This window comes from Actinoplanes sp. ATCC 53533 (genome assembly GCF_003947245.1).
Genome location: NZ_QHHV01000133.1, coordinates 1 through 18,692 on the forward strand (window position 1 = coordinate 1; position 18,692 = coordinate 18,692).

General features: G+C 73.7%; 9 protein-coding genes and 1 pseudogene. 4 read left to right on the forward strand and 6 right to left on the reverse strand.

The features are described from left to right. Both DMB66_RS64375 and DMB66_RS37275 read right to left on the reverse strand, forming a co-directional pair. Positions 1–189 (reverse strand): annotated as a pseudogene (locus tag DMB66_RS64375) (peptidase S8 and S53 subtilisin kexin sedolisin); the annotation flags it as partial. A 21-nt stretch (positions 190–210) separates the two neighbouring features. Then, positions 211–921, reverse strand: coding sequence for a hypothetical protein (locus tag DMB66_RS37275; RefSeq protein ID WP_125808836.1), 711 nt, complete (start codon positions 919–921; stop codon positions 211–213). A 278-nt stretch (positions 922–1,199) separates the two neighbouring features. Here DMB66_RS37275 and DMB66_RS37280 point away from each other — a divergent pair, with 278 nt between their 5' ends. Further along, on the forward strand, positions 1,200–2,777 hold the full coding sequence (locus tag DMB66_RS37280; protein ID WP_233625111.1) for a methyl-accepting chemotaxis protein: 1,578 nt from the start codon (positions 1,200–1,202) through the stop codon (positions 2,775–2,777). Between the two features lie 220 nt (positions 2,778–2,997). Next, positions 2,998–6,516 carry a BTAD domain-containing putative transcriptional regulator gene (locus DMB66_RS61630; RefSeq protein ID WP_158647496.1) on the forward strand — a complete coding sequence of 1,173 codons (3,519 nt, stop codon included), beginning with the start codon at positions 2,998–3,000 and terminating at the stop codon, positions 6,514–6,516. Here the strand turns inward: DMB66_RS61630 and DMB66_RS37300 are convergent. From DMB66_RS37300 to DMB66_RS37310, 3 genes are all read right to left on the reverse strand, one after another. After that, positions 6,497–7,366 carry a hypothetical protein gene (locus DMB66_RS37300; RefSeq protein WP_125808838.1) on the reverse strand — a complete coding sequence of 290 codons (870 nt, stop codon included), beginning with the start codon at positions 7,364–7,366 and terminating at the stop codon, positions 6,497–6,499. The genes DMB66_RS61630 and DMB66_RS37300 overlap by 20 nt on opposite strands. 142 nt (positions 7,367–7,508) lie before the next feature. Then, positions 7,509–8,477, reverse strand: a complete 969-nt coding sequence (locus tag DMB66_RS37305; RefSeq protein ID WP_125808839.1) for an NAD(P)/FAD-dependent oxidoreductase — start codon at positions 8,475–8,477, stop codon at positions 7,509–7,511. A gap of 87 nt (positions 8,478–8,564) precedes the next feature. Beyond that, positions 8,565–11,399: a beta-L-arabinofuranosidase domain-containing protein gene (locus tag DMB66_RS37310; RefSeq protein ID WP_125808840.1), complete on the reverse strand. Its 2,835-nt coding sequence runs from the start codon at positions 11,397–11,399 to the stop codon at positions 8,565–8,567. A 178-nt stretch (positions 11,400–11,577) separates the two neighbouring features. Between DMB66_RS37310 and DMB66_RS37315 the strand changes: the two genes are divergently transcribed. Beyond that, a complete protein-coding gene (locus tag DMB66_RS37315) occupies positions 11,578–16,485 on the forward strand; it encodes a diguanylate cyclase domain-containing protein (RefSeq protein WP_125808841.1) in 4,908 nt (1,635 codons plus the stop codon). On the opposite strand, the gene DMB66_RS37320 is transcribed toward DMB66_RS37315, so the two are convergent. Further along, positions 16,478–17,320 (reverse strand): PaaX family transcriptional regulator C-terminal domain-containing protein, encoded by an 843-nt coding sequence (locus DMB66_RS37320; protein WP_233625112.1) that lies wholly within the window; start codon positions 17,318–17,320, stop codon positions 16,478–16,480. The two genes, DMB66_RS37315 and DMB66_RS37320, sit on opposite strands and share 8 nt — an antisense overlap. A gap of 181 nt (positions 17,321–17,501) precedes the next feature. Here DMB66_RS37320 and DMB66_RS37325 point away from each other — a divergent pair, with 181 nt between their 5' ends. Beyond that, the gene (locus DMB66_RS37325) at positions 17,502–18,692 is read left to right on the forward strand and encodes an ABC transporter substrate-binding protein (protein WP_125808842.1); all 1,191 of its coding nucleotides are present in this window, start codon (positions 17,502–17,504) and stop codon (positions 18,690–18,692) included.

The window sequence follows — 18,692 nt, forward strand, 5'->3', positions numbered from 1 at the left end:
AGCCCATCCGGCCCAGCCCAGCCCATCCGGCCCAGCCCAGCCCATCCGGCCCAGCCCATCCGGCCCAGCCCAGCCCAGCCCAGCCCAGCCCAGCCCATCCCGGCCCATCCCGGCCCAGCCCAGCCCATCCCGGCCCATCCCGGCCCAGCCCATCCCCATCCCGGCCGAGCCGAGCCGAGCCGAGCCCATCCCGGCCGAGCCCGGCCCGGCTCAGCCGGCCTTGCCGATGGACATGTACTTGACGGTGTCGTCCTTGAGCTCGAACAGGATCGTCCAGCCCGCGTGCCCGGCCACCGGCAGCTCGTACGCCGTCTTGGAACTGCTCTTGAGCCCCTTGCCGGCGCAGGCCGCCTTCAGCTCGGCCAGCGTCGACCCGCGCTTGATACCGGCCTCCGTGGCGGCATCCTTCGGCGCGGCGATGGAGTGCAGCGCGCCGCCCCGGAAGGACGCGCCGCCGGCGTCGAGGTAGGACTCCAGCCGTTCCACGATGCGCTGCGCCGAATCGGCGTACGCCTCGGCGGCCTTGGCCGAGCCGGCGGCGGACTGGTCGGTGCCCGCGTCCGCCTTCTCGACGGCCTTCTCCGTCTTGTCGTCCGCCGCCATCTGCTTCGGGTCGGGCTTCGGCCCACCCACGAACGAGTAGACGTTCTTGCCCAGCACGGTGGAGACCGGCGAGGTCTGCAGCTCCCCGGTGGCCAGCGCGTCCTTCTCGGTCATCGTGATGGTCAGCTTGCCGAAGGAGGCGGGCCCGAAGTGCTTCGCCGGGACCGTGCTCGGCGAGGCGGCCCCGGCGACCGGAGCGTCGCCGCTCTTCGTGGCCGCCGTGGTGCAGCCGGCCGGCGCGGCGGCCACGCCGAGGGCGAGCAGGCCGACGACCACACGCCGGCGCCAGATGAATCGATCAATGTCCCCGTTGTACATGCGGGGCAGCCTAGACGGCACCGACAACCAAGATCCACCGACATACAGCGACTTCCGCCGATGCGGCCGGGCATGGCCGGATCTTGGGGCGGCGCGGCTTCCCTGGGATAGATCATCTAGCCCAGGGGCTACCCGTCGCGTACCGGAAATGCCCATGAATTCCAGATAAATGATGATCTCGCACCTGTTTGATGATCTCATTATTTCCGGGCCGATCCCGGCGCGACTGCCACGCGGATCCCCGCGTGGGCAGGTCGGGTGGTCGGGAGGAGACAAACGTGCGTTCCCTGAGCATGCGAAGCAGCCTGCTGGCGTCGGCGGCGGTCGCCCTGCTGGCGGCGCTGGCCGTGGGTGCTGTCGGGATCGTCCGCACGAACACCACCGCGGACCGGGCGGAGGCGATCTACAGCGAGGCCCTGGTGCCGCTGGCCACGCTGAAGGACATCCAGCAGCTCATCTGGCACGGGCGCTGGGCGGGCCTGTCGAACCTGACCGCCACGGATCCGGAGAAGGCGAAAGCGTACGGCGCCGAGGCGACCGAGCACTACGACCTGGTCACCACCAGAGTGCAGGAGTATTCGGCGCTGACCGTCAGCGCCGGCGAACGGGCCGCGATGGACACCTTCCAGGGCACCTGGACGACGTACCTCGACCTGCGCAAGCAGTCCTCGGCGCTCAAGAACGCCGGCAAGATCGCTGAGTGGGAGCAGTTCCGCAGCACGACGCTGAATCCCGCCACCACCAAGGCGATCGAAGAACTCGACGGGCTGGTCACGCTCTCGCAGGCGCACGCCACGTCCAGCGCGGCCGAGGCCCGGTCGGCGGCCGACACGGCCAAGCTCACGATCGGTGTCGTGCTGGCGGTCGGCGTGCTGCTGGCCGGCCTGTTCGCGCTGCTCGTCGGCCGGACGCTCAACCGGCGCCTGAACGCGCTGCGTGAGGTCGTGTCCGCGATGGCCGACGGCGACCTCACCGAACGGGAGCCGGACACCGCCGCCAACGAGATCGGTGAGATGTCACGCTCGGTGCACCGCGCGGCCGGGCAGCTGCGCGTCACGATGCAGACGCTGGCCGGCATGAGCACCGGCCTCTCGGACCGTTCCACCGAGCTGCAGCAGGCCAGCCGCAGCCTCACCGGCAGCACCGACCAGGCGTCCTCCCGGGTCGGCGCCATCGACGCGGCGGCCGGGGAGGTCAGCGCCGGCGTGCAGGCCGTCGCCAGCGGCGCCGAGGAGATGGGCGCCGCCATCCGGGAGATCGCCGTCAGCGCCACCGAGGCGGCCCAGGTGGCGGCCGGCGCGGTGGAGACCGCGGCCAAGGCCGAGCAGATGATGCGCAAGCTGGACGCCTCGTCCGCGGAGATCGACAGCGTCGTCAAGGCCATCACCGCCATCGCGGAACAGACCAATCTGCTCGCCCTCAACGCCACCATCGAGGCGGCCCGCGCCGGCGAGACCGGCAAGGGCTTCGCCGTGGTCGCCGGCGAGGTCAAGGATCTCGCCCAGGAGACCGCCAAGGCCACCGAGGAGATCAGCCGGCGCACCGAGGTCATCCAGCACGACACCCGCACCGCGGTCGAGGCCATCGCCGGCATCGGCGAGGTCATCGAGAAGATCAACGACTACCAGAACACCATCGCGTCCGCCGTCGAGCAGCAGAGCGCCACCACCAACGGCATGACCCACGACCTCAACCGGGCCGCCGGCGGCACGTCGGAGATCAGCGGCCAGCTCGCCGAGGTGGTCCAGGTGACCACCGCGACCCGCGACGCCGCCCAGGCTGCCGAGACCACCGCCACCGAACTCGCCGACATCTCCGGCCGGCTGAACACCATGGTCGCGGTGTTCCGGTACTAACCCGCCCGGAGAATTCCGTTACGTCGTGAGGACGAGCAGCGGCGAAGCCCCGGCTGCTTCGCCCACTCCTGGAAGACGGCCGGCTGCCAAGTGTCGGTCGCTCCGCCGAGGGCCTGGACCACCGAAGCACCGCTCAGCGGTGTGGCCGGCCGGGTGGCGCGTTCACGACATTGAATTGCGCTCGCGGTCCGCCGAGACCAGGCTGTGCGCGGGAGGCGCGGTGCATCCGACAGCGAAGACCCGGCGCGCACCGGCGGCACCCGGGGTCACCTGCCGGGTGGTGGCCGCCGCAGCGGGTTACGGCAAGACCACCGCCATGCGCGGGTGGTATCCGGCCGACCGGGCGAGCTGGCACCGCGGGTTGCCGCCCGGTCCGCGCGAGCCCGTGGACGCACTCGCCGGCGTGGTGCTCGACGAGGTTCACGCCGGGGCCAGCCAGCTCGTCTTCGACGACCTGCCGCGGCTGCCACCCGGCACGGCGCGCTCCCTGACCGAGACGCTGGCGAGGCTGACCAGCACCGACGCCGGCGACGTCGACGTCGTGCTGGCCTCCCGATGGCCGCTGGGCACCGCGGCGCCCGCGCTTCCGCGCGCCGACGTCGGGCCCGCCGAACTGTCACTGTCGGTCGACCGGATCGCCGACCTGCTGACCACCGGGTACGAGCTGACGGACGGTGACGCCGGCGGTTACGACCTCAACGCCCGGGACCTGCCGGAGCGAATCCACCAGGCGACCGCGGGCTGGCCGGCGCTGGTCCATCTCGCCGCCGAGACCCTGCGGACCGGCGGGGTGCCGCACGGGCCGCTGCTGCCGGTGATCGCGGCCCCGGGCGGTCTCATCGCGAACTACCTGGAGGAAGAGGTGTTGCCGGCGCTGCCCGAGGCGGCGGCCCGGCTGCTCGCCCAGCTGGGTGACCTGGCGCCGGTCGGTGCCGGGCTGTGCCGGGCGCTGGGCCATCCGCACAGCGAGGAGACCCTTCGGCTGCTCACCGGCAGCGGCCTGCTGACCACCGCCGGCTCGCCACGACCGGTCCCCGGCGGGCCGGCCCCGGCCAGACGGATCGTGCCGGTGATCGCCGAGGTCATCCGCCGGTCGAGGCGCACCGATTCCCACCCGGCCCCCGACCCAACCGGCACTCCCAACACACCCACCACAACCGGCACGTCCAGCACAACCGGCACGCCCAGCACGACCGAAACGACCGGCATGCCCGGCACGACCGGAACAGCCGGCGTGCCCGGCACGACCAGCGCGGCCGAGATCGCGGCCGGCTTCTTCGACGAGCACGGTCCGCCGGTGGCCGCCGCGCTGGCATATCACCGGTCAGGACGGGCCGAGGACTGTGCCCGGGTGCTCAACCGCCACGGCGAGGCCATGCTGGGCGCGGGCGAGGCGGAAACCCTGGTGGAGCTGCTCGTCGCGCTGCCGGTCGCGCTGCGAACGCCCAGGTTGTGGCTGCTGCTCGGCGACGCCCAGCGGGCGACCGGAGCCCTCGACGCCGCGGCGCAGTCGCACGCCGCGGCCGCCCCCGGGCTACCGCCCGGCAGCGCCGCGCTGGCCTGGCGCACCGGCCGCATCCACTATCAGCGTGGTGAGGCCCGGGCCGCGCTGGCCGCCTTCGCCGAGGCCGGACCCGGCCCGCACCCACCGGTCGACGCCGCACTGCTGGCGGCCTGGGCGGCGAACTCACACCTGCTGGCCGGATGCCCCGAAGCAGCCCTGCGCTGTGCCCGCGACGCGGTCACCGCGGCCCGCACGACCACCGGCAGCGACGCCAACGCCAACCACGACAGCAACAGCAACCACGACAGCAACGGCAGCGGCGACCGCGACAGCTACGGCAGCGGCGACCGCGACGGCTACGGCCGTGCCGACCGTGACCGCGACGCCGATGAACTGGCCGCGGCGCTGGCCACCGCGCACGTGAGCCTGGCCCTGTGCCTGGGCGCGCTCGGTGACGATGCCGGCAGCGAGGAGAGCTACCGCCAGGCCCTGCCGATCGCGGAACGCGTCGGCAACGTGGTCCTGCTGACCCGGATCTACACCAACCGGACCTACCGGCTGCTGTGCGCCGCCCGCTACCCCGAGGCCCTGGCGGCGGCCCGGACCTGCGGCCGGTACGCCGCCGCCGCTCGCCAGCCCAGCCTGCGTGCCATCGCCGTCTGTAACGAGGCCGACGCGCTGGCCATGCTGGGGCGCTACGACGAGGCGGTCCGGCAGTACGAGCGCGCGATCTCGGCGTATCGGGCGATGGGGTCGCGGCGGGTGGCCGGGGCGCAGCTCGGGCTCGGCGAGGTCTACCGCCGGCGGGGCTGGCGTGAGCAGGCGCGCGCCGCCTACGACGCGACCGTACGGGTGGCCGGGGAGGCCGGGAACGTCCATGTGCTCGTACCGGCGGAGGCCGGGCTGGCGCTGGTGCTGCTGGCCGACGACCCGGACCGCGCGGCCGGCCATGCCGCCGCGGCGGCGGCGCGGACGGGTGCCGCCGGGGCGGGGGTGCCCGCGCTGCTGGCGCAGGGCTGGGTGGCGCTGTGCCGCGGCGACCGCGAGCAGGCCGGCGCGCTGGCCGAGCGGACCTGCGCGACCGCTCGCGCGCAGGGTGACCGCCCCGGCCTGGCCGACGCGCTGGAGCTGCGGGGTGCGGCACAGGCCGGCGGTCCGGACGCGGATCCGGTCCGGGCCCGGGCGGCGCTGCGGGAGTGCCACGCGATCTGGACCGACGGCGGCGCGGCGGTGGAGGCCGCCCGGGTCATGGTGACGATCAGCCGGCTGCCCGGCGCCGGGCCGGACGACCGGATCCTCGGGTTGATCGCCGCCGAGCGGCTGCAGGCGGCCGGCGCCGTGGTGATCGACCTGCCGCTGCGGCTCGGCCGGCCGGCCGAGCCGGCGGCGGGCGGGACGAGAACGGTCAGCCCGGGCCACGCCAACCCCGCGAAGGGCCGCACCGGCCCCGCGGACTCCGCGTGCCATCCGGCCGAGGTCGCGATCCAGGCCCTGGGCCGTTTCGAGGTACGGGTGGACGGCGAGCCGGTGCCGTCGTCGCGCTGGCAGTCCCGCAAGGCCCGGGACCTGTTGCGCGTCCTGGTGGCCCGGCGCGGCCGGCCGATGCCCCGGGACGAGCTCTGCGAGCTGCTGTGGCCCGACGACGACCCGGCGAAGACCGGGCACCGGCTGTCGGTGCTGCTCTCCATCGTGCGTGGGGTGCTGGACCCGGTCCGGGCCCGGCCCGCCGACCACTACCTGGTGGCCGACCTGGCGAGCGTCGCCCTCGACGTGAGCCGGGCCCGCGTCGACGTCGAGGACTTCCTCTCGTACGTCGCGCGGGCCCGCCGGCTGCTGGCCGCCGGCGACCTGGCCGAGGCCCGGGACCTGCTGGTCACCGTCGACCGGCACCATGGTGCCGATGCCTTCTCCGACGAGCCGTACGCGCCGTGGTCGGCCCCGCTGCGCGAGGAGACGCGTGCCGCGTACCTCAGCATGCTGCGCATGCTCGTCCAGGTGAGCGGCCCCGCCGGGGTGGACGCGGCCGTCGGCTACCTGCTGCGGCTGCTGGAGCGCGACCCCTACGACGAGGCCGCGCACCGCGGCCTCGTGCGCTGCCTGGTGCGGGCCGGGCGGCACGGCGAGGCCCGGCGGGCTTTCGACCGGTACGGCGAGGCCATGCGCGCCATCGGCGTGCGCCCGCCGGACCGGAGCCTGCTCGCGCCCCGCGCTGCCGTCAGTGGAAGGTCCCGCTGAGCGCGGCTTCCATCGTCAGCGAGCCGTCCTGACCGTCGTCCGCCCCGCGGAACCTGCCGGCCAACCGGGCCGACACGCCGACCAGCGTGCCGCGCGCCCAGGTCCGGCCGCCGTCGGGGCCGGGCACGATCGCGTCGAGCGTCGCCGCGGCGGGTCCGGTCACCGTGGCGCCGGTGGCGTAGACGTGGAGATCCGGGTCGGTGTCCTGCCCGCTGACCAACTTCGGCCAACCGGCGGCGTCGGTCACGGCCCGGAGCCGCCGCATGTCCGACGGCGGGCGGCACAGCGCGGTCGCGGTGACCTTGGCTGTGCCCGCCGCCGGGCCGCCGGCCGTGACCCGGACCCGGGTCAGCTCCGGGTCCAGCGAGATCTCCCGGACGTGGGCGGCGGTCGGCGTGCCCGCGATCTGGAACCCCAGGCCGTAGAGCCGGGTCTGCTCCGGGCACGTGGCGGTGGCCGTGCCGCTGCCGGACCTGATGATCCGCCACGGCTCGATCGACGACTCGCAGATCGCGATGGCGGTGACCGACCAGTTGCCGGGACGACCGGGTGCCGCGGCGGCGGTCACGGTGATCGAATCGTCGGTGCTGTCCGCGTCGATGCCGGTCAGCGCCACCCCGCTGCCGCCGGCCGGGCCGTAGTTGACCACGGCGCCGCCGGCGTAGCTCACCGTCTCCTCGGGGCAGGTCGCGGTCGCCGCCTTGACCGGCCGCGCGTCGAACGCGCTGGTCCCGGTCGCCCGCGCCGGCGGGGGGATCGCCTGCGCCGCACCGGCCGGCGTCAGCAGCAGCCCCACAGCCAGCCCGGCGATCGTCACCGGCCGCCACCCGATCACCATTGTCCGCGACATGCGGTTCCCCCTTCTCGTGCGGCCCCCGTCGGTGGCGGCTGCTGCGACCGATGCTCCGCGAAGGTGTCACGGTGGCGTCAGGGTGCGGTGGCACGAAGCCGACAGTCGCGCTGATCCGACCCTTGCCGCGACCCCGCGCGGGTCAGCCCGCCTCGGAGGAGTGGCCGGGGAAGAGGTGCGCAGCGGGATCGATGGCCACGGCCGCGTTGTTGACCGCCGTGGCCGCCTCGCCGAAGCCCGTGGCGATCAGCCGGACCTTGCCCGGGTATTCGACGATGTCACCGGCGGCGAAGATGCGCGGCATGGTGGTCTCCATCGTGCTGGTCACCACGATGTGCCGGCGGTCCAGTCGCAGGCCCCACTCGGCGAGCGGGCCGAGATCGGCGGTGAAGCCCAGCGCGGCGACCACCGTGTCCACCGGGACGCGCCGCGTGCCGTCCGGCGCGACCGCGATGTCCGCGGCCGTCACCTTCTCGGCGCCGTGCAGCGCCGTGACCTGCGCGTTCACCAGGATGTTCACGGGCAGTTCCCGCACCCGGCCGACCGTGGCGGCGTGCGCGCGGAACCGGTCGCGGCGGTGCACCAGCGTGACCGACCGGGCCACCGGGTGCAGCGCGAGCGCCCAGTCGAAGGCCGAGTCGCCGCCGCCGACGATGAGGACGTCGTGCCCGGCCAGATCGTCCAGCCGGGGCACGAAGTAGACGACCCCCGCACCGGTGTACGCACTCGCGGCCGGCAGCGGGCGCGGGGTGAAGCTGCCCAGCCCGCCGGTGACGATGACGGCCCCGCAGCCCAGATCGGTGCCGTCGGCCAGGTGCAGGGTGGGCAGCCCGTCGCGGTAGGACAGCTTCTCCGCCCGTACCCCCAGCAGGTAGGCCGGCCCGAAGGGCGCGGCCTGGGCGACCAGGTTGGCGACCAGGTCGCGGCCCTTGATGGTGGGCAGGCCGCCGACATCGAAGATGTCCTTCTCCGGATACATGGCGGTGATCTGCCCGCCGGGCTCCGGCAGCGTGTCGATGACCGCGACCGTCAGGCCGCGGAAGCCCGCGTAGTAGGCGGCGAAGAGCCCGGTCGGGCCGGCACCGATGATGGCGACATCAACCTCGCGCATGCCGGCTCGCCGCCTTTCCCCGATGCGGAACCCACGACCATCATCCGTGACGGTAGGCCCACGGCCGGTGACGAGGCAACCGCGCCGTCAGCAGGCGGCGTACCGGGCCTTGCGGGCGGTCGCCACCACCGTCGCGCCGTCGGCGGCGGGCAGCAGGCCGCCGCCCACCCACGCGTCGACCGTGTCCTTGACCTTCTTGACCAGCGCCGGCTTGCCGGCGAACGGCGCACCCGCCCAGATCTCGTCGAGCAGGGTGGTCCCGTCGCTCTTGGCCGGGTTGGCCACGCCGGAGTCGGTGCCGCCGAACGCGACGGTGGGCTCGGACCGGGTGAAGTACACGTGCGTCGGGTCCTCGGCGCCCTCCAGGAACGGCGCGAACTCCACGCCGTCCAGGGTGTAGTGCAGCGGCTTTCCCGCCACCGGGGTGAGGCTGGGCAGCAGGTCGCCGGAGAGCGCGCAGTTGCGGTAGAGCCCGACCGGCAGGTAGGACGTGCTGGCGCTGCGGGCCACCAGGTTGATCGGGCCGTAGAACAGCGACTGGGTCGCCGGGGCGTCGAGGGCCTGCTCGACCCGCAGCCGGAACGGCAGCCGCACCTGGACGGTGTCGCCGTCGCGCCACCTGCGGCTGACGGTGAAGTAGCTGCCCGGCGTGGCCTGTCCCGCGACCCGGCGCCCGTTGACGTGCACCGTGAAGCCGGCCGTGGCCCAGCCCGGCACCCGCAGGCGGAGGTCGAAGGTCGCCCGGCCGCGGACGGTGATGGTGGACGACTGCTCGAACGGGTAGCGGGTGGTCTGGGTGAGGGTGACCCCGTGCCGCGCCCAGGTCAGCCGCGACCGGCTGTAGAGGTTGACGTACAGCGACGTGCCGTCGGCCGCGGCGAAGTACACCGAGTCCTGGTATTTGGTGGCGCTCTCCATCCCGGTGCCCTCGCAGCAGGTGGTCCCCTGCTTCGGGGTGTAGTCGCGCACGTGCCCGGGCAGCAGCCCGATGAAGTACGTGACCAGCGGCTTCTCCGCGTCCGGGGTGTCCTGCTTGGAGCCCAGCACCTGGTTGTAGAGGGCCCGCTCGTAGTAGTCCATGTACTTCGGGTCCTGCTCGTGCAGGAACAGCATCCGGCTCAGCTTGAGCATGTTGTACGCGCAGCAGGTCTCCGCGTTGGTGTCGCTGAACGTCGCGGCGATCGCACCCGGGCCCTTCCAGAACTCCACGGTGCTGGTGCCGCCGATGCTGTACATCCGGGCCGGCGCGACCATCGGCCAGAAGTTCCGCGCGGCGTCCAGGTAGCGCTGTTCGCCGGTCTCGTCGTAGAGCCGCAGCAGCCCGGTGAAGATCGGGATGTGCTGGTTGGCGTGCAGGTTGGTGATGGTGTCGGTGCCCGCGGCGGCGCTGTCGATGAGCTTGTCGAGGTCGAACAGCCGGGCCAGCGCCAGGTGCTCGGCCTTGCCGGTGAGCCGGTAGACGTCGCAGATCGCCTCGACGATGCCGCCGAACTCGCCGCTGGAGAACAGCCCCCACATCCGCTGCAGGGTGGTCGCGGGCAGCTTGGACAGCCGCGCGTGCATCCAGTCGCACAGGCCGGCGGCCAGGTCGAGGGCGCGGGCGTCGCCGGTGTTGAGGTACGCGTCCAGGATGCCGCGCAGGATCTTGTGCGCCGTGTAGTACGGCGCCCAGACCCGGGTGTAGTCGCTGGCGGTCATCGACTCCAGCGTGATGAACTGGGTCTCCGGGTACGCCGCGAGGAAGCCGGGGTGGCTCGGCCCGCCCCAGGTGCGCAGCAGCGTGCCGTGCTGGCCGCGCGGCGAGGCGTCGGTCAGGGTGCCGCCGCCGGTCTCGTCGCAGGCGTACGACGCGAGGTCGCCCGCGCCGGCCGCGGCGGTGGCGGCCGGGCCGGCCTGCAGCCCGGCGATCTCGGCGGCGCTGAGCTCCCGCGACCAGAAGTTGACGTCGTCGAGCCCGCCGGCGTAGACCGGGTCGCCGGCGTAGTTCGAGCGGCCGAGCCAGTTGTTGCGCAGCGTGCCGAGCACCGCCGGGGTGATGGTCATGGCCGTGTTGACGCCGGCCTGGACACCGTTGACGTAGAGCCGGCCGACGCCGGCGCCGACGGTGACCGCCACGTGGCTCCACTCGTCGAGCGGCAGCGCGGTGGTGCCGTTGATGCCCTGCTCGCCGCCGGCGTAGTTGGTGGTGACGGCGAACCGCGGGACCCCGCCGGCGTTGCGCAGCACCAGGTACATGTACCGCTGGGTGTCGTTGCCGAAGTCGAAGACGCGCGCCCAGTTGGCGGCGTGTGCCGGCTTGACCCAGGCGGCGACGGTGACCGCGGTGGAGCCGGCGAGCAGGGTGCCGGGCAGGTTGACGTACTGGTTCGAGCCGCGGACCTGCCGCACCGCCGTGCCGAACCGGCCCGGCGCGCTGAGCAGCACGGGGTCGGCGCGCAGCGCGGTGCGCACGTCGGTCAGCGCGCCGATCATGTATTTGATCTTGTCGGCGAAGGCGGCGTCGCCGGTGCTGCCGTACGCCTGCGCGAGCATGGTGAGGAAGTGGCCGGTGTAGTGCCCGCGGAGGTTGCCGTTGGCCTCACCGTCGAGACCCTCCCAGCCGCCCGGCGCCACCGCGCCGAGCGTGTCGAGCCCGGCGTTGGCCCGGAAGACCTGCAGGAGACGGTCCACGTCGTACCCGCGGGCGTAGCCGAGCATCAGGCTGCGCTTGTCCGCGAAGATCCCCTTGCCCAGCGACACCTCGTCGAGCGCGAACGGCCGGAGCTTCCACGCCGCCGGCACCGCGGCGGCGGCCGCGGCGGACACCGGGCCGGTCGCGGGTGCGGCCAGGGCCTGTCCCGCGGTGCCGGCCAGCACCACCGGCGCGGCGCCGACCAGGGTCAATCCACGCAAGAGGGACCGTCGATCCAGCTTCGCCGTCACCGTGATCTCACCTTCACCGCATCTTGGACCATCAATTGTTACGGCCAGATGTTAACGGTAACAACGCCGTCGTCAAGGGCTTGCTGAGTTGCCGATGGGTTGCGGGCGCGGTGCAAAACGCTCAGGCTCTGTCACACCCAGCCGAACGGGCCAGCAAAGGGCCGAGTAAGGGGACGGGATGACCGACGAGGTTCTCATCTTCGAGAACAACCGCACCCGGGTGTTCCGGGTCCGGGCCGCGGACGGTGCGGGCACGCTGATCCGGAAAGAGTTGTCCGGTCCGGACGCCGTCCGCCGCTGCCGCCACGAACGGGCCATCCTGGGCCGGCTCGCCGGCGTACCGGGGGTGCCGCGGCTGGCCGCCGGCCCCGAGGACGCCCACTCGGTCGTGCTGGCCGACGACGACGGCCGGCCGCTCACCCCCGAGGGCCTCGCCGGGCCGGACGACCTGATCGGCTTGGCGATCGAGCTGGGCCAGGTGATCGCCGCCTTGCACCGTCGCGGCGTCGTGCACAAGGACATCAACCCGGCCAACATCGTGGTCACCGGCCAGCCGATGCGACCGATTCTGATCGACTACGACCTGGCCACCACGTTCGCCACCGAGCGGCCCGCCTTCACCCACCACACCGAGATCGCCGGCACGCTGGCCTATCTCGCCCCGGAGCAGACCGGGCGCACCGGCTGGCCGGTGGACCAGCGGGCCGACCTGTACGCCCTCGGCGCCACCCTGTTCGAGCTCGCCACCGGCATGCCGCCGTTCGGCGACGGCGATCCCCTGCAACTCGTCTACGACCACCTGATCCGCGTGCCGGCGTCCGCGTCGCACGTGAATCCGGCGATTCCCACGGTCCTGTCGGAGATCATCGCGCACCTGCTGGAGAAGGAGCCGGACCGGCGGTATCAGAGCGCCGAGGGCGTCCTGCACGACCTGCGCCGGCTGCGCGACGAGCGCGCCCGCGGCGGCGAGGTCGCCTTCGCCACCGGCGAGCGCGACTTCCCGTGGCGGCTCACCGCACCGGCCCGGCTGGTCGGCCGGCAGGCCGAGATCGCGACGGTACGCGCCGCCCTCGCCGGCGCCATCGCCGGAAACACCCGGGCGATGCTGGTCAGCGGCGCGCCCGGGGTCGGCAAGACCGCCCTGATCGACGAGCTGCGCCCGCTGGTCACCGCCGCCGGCGGGTGGTTCGTCAGCGGGAAGTTCGACCAGTACCGCCAGGACCCCGGTTCCGACGCCCTGAAGCAGGCGCTCCGCGGGATCGGCCGGATGCTGCTCGCCGAGCCGGAGTCGCGGCTGGTGGCCGTCCGCGAGAAGCTGCTCGCGGCCGTCGGCGCGAACGCCGGGCTGGTCGCCGCGGTGCTCCCGGAGTTCGAGCAGCTGCTCTCGGTGGCCCCGGAGGCGGAGCCGGACGATCCGCTGCGGGCTCAGGTGCGGCTGCTGCAGAGCGCGTTGTCGATGCTGCGCGCCCTCGCCGACGCCGACCGCCCGCTGGTCATCGTCATCGACGACCTCCAGTGGGGTGGCGCCGGCCCGATCGGCCTGATCGACGCCGTCGCCGCCGACGAGAGCCTGCGGGGCGTGCTCGTGGCCGGCGCGTACCGGGAGGCCGAGGTGGACCCGGCCCACCCGCTGGCGGCGATGCTCGCCCGCTGGGGCGAACACCACTCGGCGCCGCACCTGCGCCTGGCCAACCTGCCCGCCGCCGAGCTGGGCGCGCTGCTGGCCGAGATGCTGCGCGCGCCGGTCGCCCGGGCGGACGAGCTGGCCGAGGCGATCCGCGCACACAGCGGCGGCAACCCGTTCGACACGGTCGAGTTCGTCAACGCGCTGCGCCGCGACGGCGCCCTCACGCCCGCCGACGACGGCTGGACCTGGGATCCGGGGGCGGTGCGCCGGCACATCGGCCTAGGCGACGTGGTGGCGCTGCTCACGGCGCGGATCGATGCCCTGCCCGCACCGACCCGGGACCTCCTGGACGTCATGGTCTGTCTCGGCAGCGACGTGGAGCTGCGGTTGCTGCGCCACGCCGCGGCGCCGGCGGACTCGCCCGCCGATGTCGAACACCTCCTCGAGCCGGCGCTGGAGGTCGGGTTGCTGGTCATGGAGGAGGGCGCCGACCCCGGGGTGCGCTTCCGGCACGACCGGGTGCAGCAGGCCGCGCACCGGCGGCTCGACGAGGCGGCGCTGCGCACCCTGCGCCTCGCGGTCGCCCGCCGGCTCTCGGCCGTGCCCGGCTACCGCGTGCTGGCCGCCGAGCAGTACCTGCCGGTGGCCGGGGAACTGACCGAGCCCGCCGAGGCCGCGCTGGTGGTCCGGCTGCTCCACGAGGCCGCCGGGCATGCCCGGCAGCTGGCGAACTATCCGGTCGTGGAACGCTTCCTCGCCGCCGCGACCGGGCTGGCCGACCGGGTGCCCGCGGCCGGCGGCGACCTGCGGGACGCGCTCGACGTCGATCGGCACGCCGCGCTGGTCGGGCTCGGCCGCTTCGACGAGGCCGACGCCGTGTGGACGAGGATCGACGGTGGCTGCACCGACCGGCTCGTGCGGGCCGGCGCGGCGAGCATCCAGATGGCCAGCCTGACCGCGCGTGGCCGGCCCGTGGAGGCGGTGGAACTCGGCCTGGCCGTGCTGGCCGGGCTGGGCCACCCGGCACCGGCGGCCGAGGCGCTGCCCGGCGAGATCGACCGGGGCGTCGACGCGCTCAAGGCCTGGGTGGACGGCGCGGACGTGGCCGGCGACGTGAGCCGGGCCGGCACCGCGGAGCCGCTCGCCGACGCGATCGCGAAGATCATCAACAGGGCGATCCCCGCGGCGTTCTTCTGCGGCGCGCCGGTCATGGCGTGGCTCATGACCTCGGCGGCGCGGATGTGGGCCCGGCGCGGGCCGTCGGCCGCGCTGGTCGGCCCGGTGGCACACGCCGCGTTCGTCACGGTCGGCGTGCGCGGCGACTACCGGACCGGCTATGCCGCGGTCCGCCACGTGCTGGCGGTGACAGAGGCGCTCGGCTTCGAACCGCAGGCCTCCGAGGCGCGCTTCCTCTACGCGCTGAGCGCCAGCCCGTGGTTCGACCCGCTGGAGGAGTCGGTACGGCACGCTCAGCGCGCCCACGAGGGCCTCGTGCGCGGCGGCGACCTGTACGTCGCGGGTTTCACGTTCTTCGCCTCGGCCGGCGAGGTGTTCGACTGCGCGCCGACGCTGGATGACGTGCTCGCCGAGGTGGAGCGGGGCCTCGCCTTCGCCGCCCGGACCGGCAACCACTACGTCGCGGCGGCGATGCCGGCGTACCGGCAGGCCGCGCGGGCCTTCCGGGGTGAGACCGGCAGAACGGGCGAGCTGAGCGACCCGACGTTCGACGAGGCCACCCATGTCGCCTCGCTCGCGGCGAACCCGACGGGCGCCGGGAACTACCACGTCATGCGTGCGGTGGTCGCCGCGGTGTTCGGGGATCAGGCGGCGCTGGCCCGGCACGCGGCGGCAGGCTTCGCCCTCAAGCCGACGTACGAGGCGACCCACCTGACCGCCCAGGCGCACCTGGTCCAGGGGCTCGCGCTGGCCGGGCAGGCCGCCGCGGCGCCGGCCGCGGAGCGGGCCGCGCCGCTGGCCGAGTTCGACCGGTACCGCGGCTGGATCGCCGACCGGGCGGCGGAGGCGCCGGGGAACTTCGGTCACCTGCGGGAGTTGCTCGACGCCGAGCGGGCCTGGGCGACCGGCGACTTCGCCGGCGCGGTCCGCGCGTTCGACGCGGCCCAGCGCGAGACGGAGGCCCGGCAGCGGCCCTGGCAGCGGGCGTACGTCGCGGAGCGGCGCGCCCGGTTCCACCTCGCACACGACGTCGAACACGCCGCGCGGCAGGGGCTGCACGACGCCCGGCGGCACTACGAGGCCTGGGGCGCCGCCGGCAAGGTCGCCGAGCTCGACCGCGAGTTCCCGTTCCTGCGCGCCGAGGCCGAACCGGCCGGCACCGCCCGGCACACGGTCGACGCCCGCCGGAGTTCGAGCATCTCCTCCGACATGATCGACGCGCTCGCCGTCCTGCGCGCCTCGCAGGCGCTCAGCTCGGAGACCAGCGTGACCGGGCTGCAGCACCAGGTCGGCGAGCTGCTGCGCACCCTGACCGGGGCCACCGCGACCCGGATGCTGCTCTGGGACCCGGAGGCGGCCGGCTGGTTCCTGCCGCCCTGCGACGACAGCGGCGGCAAGGCGCTGCCGGTGGACCAGGCCGCGGCCGCCGGCCTGATCCCGCTCTCGGTCTTCCGCTACACCGAGCGCACCCGCGAACCGTTGCTGGTCGACGACGCCGTCCGCGACGACCGGTTCGCCGCCGATCCGTACCTCCGCCCGCTGGCGGAGTGCGCCCTGATGGCGGTGCCGATCCTCACCCGGGGCGCGCTCAGCGCGATGCTGATCCTGGAGAACAGGCGCAGCCGCGGCGCGTTCGGCGCCAACCGGCTCGGCGCCGTCGAGCTCATCGCCGGGCAGCTGTCGGTCTCGCTGGACAACGCCCTGCTCTACGCCGCGCTGGAGCGCCGGGTGGCCGAGCGCACCGAGGCGCTGCGGGCCGCGAACGACAAGCTGGAGCAGCTCTCGGTCACCGACCCGCTGACCGGCCTGCCCAACCGGCGCCGGCTGAGCCAGATGCTCGACATGGTGTGGCAGCAGGGCCCGACCCGGCCGGTCGCGGTCGCGATGGTCGACGTCGACCACTTCAAGCTCTACAACGACCACTACGGGCACCAGAGCGGCGACGAGTGCCTGTGCAAGGTGGCCCAGGCGATCGGCGCCACCCTCCGCGACACCGACCTGGTCGCCCGGTACGGCGGCGAGGAGTTCGCGATCGTCCTGCCGGGAGCGGATGAGGCCGTCGCGGCCCGGGTGGGCGAGCGGGTCCGGGCGGCCGTGGCCGCGCTGGCCGAGCCGCACGAGAAGGCCGGGCACAAGATCGTGACGGTGAGCATCGGCATCGCGGTGACCTTGCCGACGCCGCTGTCCACGGCGGAGCAACTGATCAAGTCCGCCGACGCCGAGCTGTACGAGGCCAAGCGGGGTGGCCGCAACCGGGTGTCGACGGCGTCCCGGCTCAGCTGACCCCGGAATCCTCGTCGGGCCGCAGGTCCAGCAGGGTCGCGGCGGTCGCCCGGGCCGGTTCCAGGCCGGCGGCCTCCAGCTCCCGGAAGAGCTTCTGGGCACGTACGGCCGGCCAGCCGGGCGGCAGGTGCTCGACCGGCAGCCGGGGATCGCGCCGGATCGCGCCGAGCCACTCGGCGACCATGAGGAGCCGGGCCGCGAGCGGGTCGGACACCGGCGGCTGGCCGTCCCACCGGTCGAGGAAGCCCTCGTAGCGGGCGGCCACCCCGGCCAGGTCGTACGCGTCGCCGACCATCGTGGCGATGTCGGTGAGCTCGTCGGCGCGGGCCCGGAAGACGCGGGCGTGCGCCGCCAGGCCCAGGCCGCTGACGATCTCCTGGGCGCTCGCCTGGCCGGGCGCGATCCAGAGGCCGCCCTGCAGCGGACCGAACCCGGCCCAGGTGAGCTGGGAACGCAGGTCGTGGCGCTGGCGCTGCCAGGACTCGGGCAGCGAGAAGCAGAGCAGCGTCCAGGTGCCGTCCCACCGGTCGTTGACCGCCCCGGTCTCCCAGATGCGGGTCCGGCCGTCGTGCAGGATCGCCGTCGATCGCGGGGTCAGTCCGAAGTACATCTTGCGGCCGTGGCGCTGGCGGCGGAGCAGGTCACGGCCGACCATCCGGGTCAGCGTGGAGCGGGTCGCGTGCGACGAGACGCCGAGCCGGGCGAGCGTGTCGATGACACTGCCGGAGAAGACGCAGACGCCCTGGTCGAGGACGAAGTCGCCGAGCAGCATCAGCAGCAGGGTCTGCGGGCGGGGCTGGGCTTCGGCGGGCAGGGATTCGGCGGGCTCGGTCAAGGGGCTGCCTTTCGCTCGGCGGCATGGAGAAGATGTTAGGCAGATTCTTGACGGCTGTGTAGGAAAGAGCCTAACTTCGATTCCTGACCCTCCACATCGACACACAGCCGCAACCGGCCGGAAACGGCCGGAGCGCTCACCCCCTTGCGCCACTTCGCACTCGAAGTACTGGGAGGTACTCGTGCGCAGAACCGTGCCGCTTCTCCTCACCCTCACCCTCGCGATCGCCGGTGCCGGCTGCGGCGATGACTCCGCCGGCGACGGCGGCGGCCAGGACCCGATCCGGGTCGGCCAGATCGTCTCGCTGACCGGCAACTACTCGCCCCTGGGCACCGAGAACCAGAAGTCCGTCGCCCTGGCCGTCGAACAGATCAACGCCAAGGGCGGCATCGGCGGGCGCCGGCTCGAGCTGACCGTCCGCGACGACAAGAGCATGCCCGACCAGGCCGTGCTGGCCTTCAACGAGCTGAAGGGCGACTCGGACGCGATCATCGGTTCGCCGTTCTCCAACTCCGCGCTCGCGACGATCCCGCTGGTCGACCGGGAGGAGATCCCATATCTGTCGCTCACCCCGGCCGACGAGCAGATCCAGCCCGTGCACCCGTACGTCTTCGTCGTGCCCGCCACCGCGGGCACCTACGCCGAGGCCGCCCTGCAGTACTTCCAGGCCTCCGGGCTGAAGCGGATCGCGCTCGCCTTCGACACCAAGAGCGCCTACGCCGGCGCCGGCGCGAAAGGCCTGCAGGCCAAGGCCGGGACGTACGGGGTGACGCTGGCCCCGATCGAGGAGTTCCAGACCACCGCCACCGAGTTCGGCGCCGTCTTCACGCACGTCCGGTCCTCGACCGCCCAGGCGCTGATGGTGTGGGCGACCGGCGCACCCGCGGTGGCGCTCACCAAGCAGTACGCCGCCTCCGGGCTGACCATCCCGCTGGTGCTCACCGGCGCGCAGGCCAGCAAGCTGTTCCTCGAACCGGCCGGGGCCGCGGCCGACGGCGTCATCGTCTCCAGCTCCATCGGCGTGGTCGGGTCCGCCCTGCCGGCCGGGCCGCAGAAGGTCGCCGTCGACGAGCTGACCACGTCGTTCACCGCCAAGTACGGCTACCCGCCGCCCCAGTTCGCCCAGGACGGCTACAGCGGAGTGAAGCTGCTGGCGGCCGCGATCGAGAAGGCCGGCGGCACGGACCGCAAGAAGGTCCGCGACGCCCTGGAGGGGCTGCGGCTGACCACGCCGAACGGCACGTACGCCTACTCCGCGACCGACCACGGCGGACTGACCACCGACTACATCTCCATCAACACGGTGCGCGGCGGCACCTTCGTGCCCACCGACTATTCGAAGGCCAAGCTCGCGACGGTCGGTGGCAAGTGA

What these genes read in the sequence shown, in the direction of transcription:
- DMB66_RS37305 (WP_125808839.1), bottom strand. Translation starts at nt 8,477, where the DNA reads ATGCGCGAGGTTGATGTCGCCATCATCGGTGCCGGCCCGACCGGGCTC.
- DMB66_RS37300 (WP_125808838.1), bottom strand. Translation starts at nt 7,366, where the DNA reads ATGTCGCGGACAATGGTGATCGGGTGGCGGCCGGTGACGATCGCCGGG.
- DMB66_RS37275 (WP_125808836.1), bottom strand. Translation starts at nt 921, where the DNA reads ATGTACAACGGGGACATTGATCGATTCATCTGGCGCCGGCGTGTGGTC.
- DMB66_RS37315 (WP_125808841.1), top strand. Translation starts at nt 11,578, where the DNA reads ATGACCGACGAGGTTCTCATCTTCGAGAACAACCGCACCCGGGTGTTC.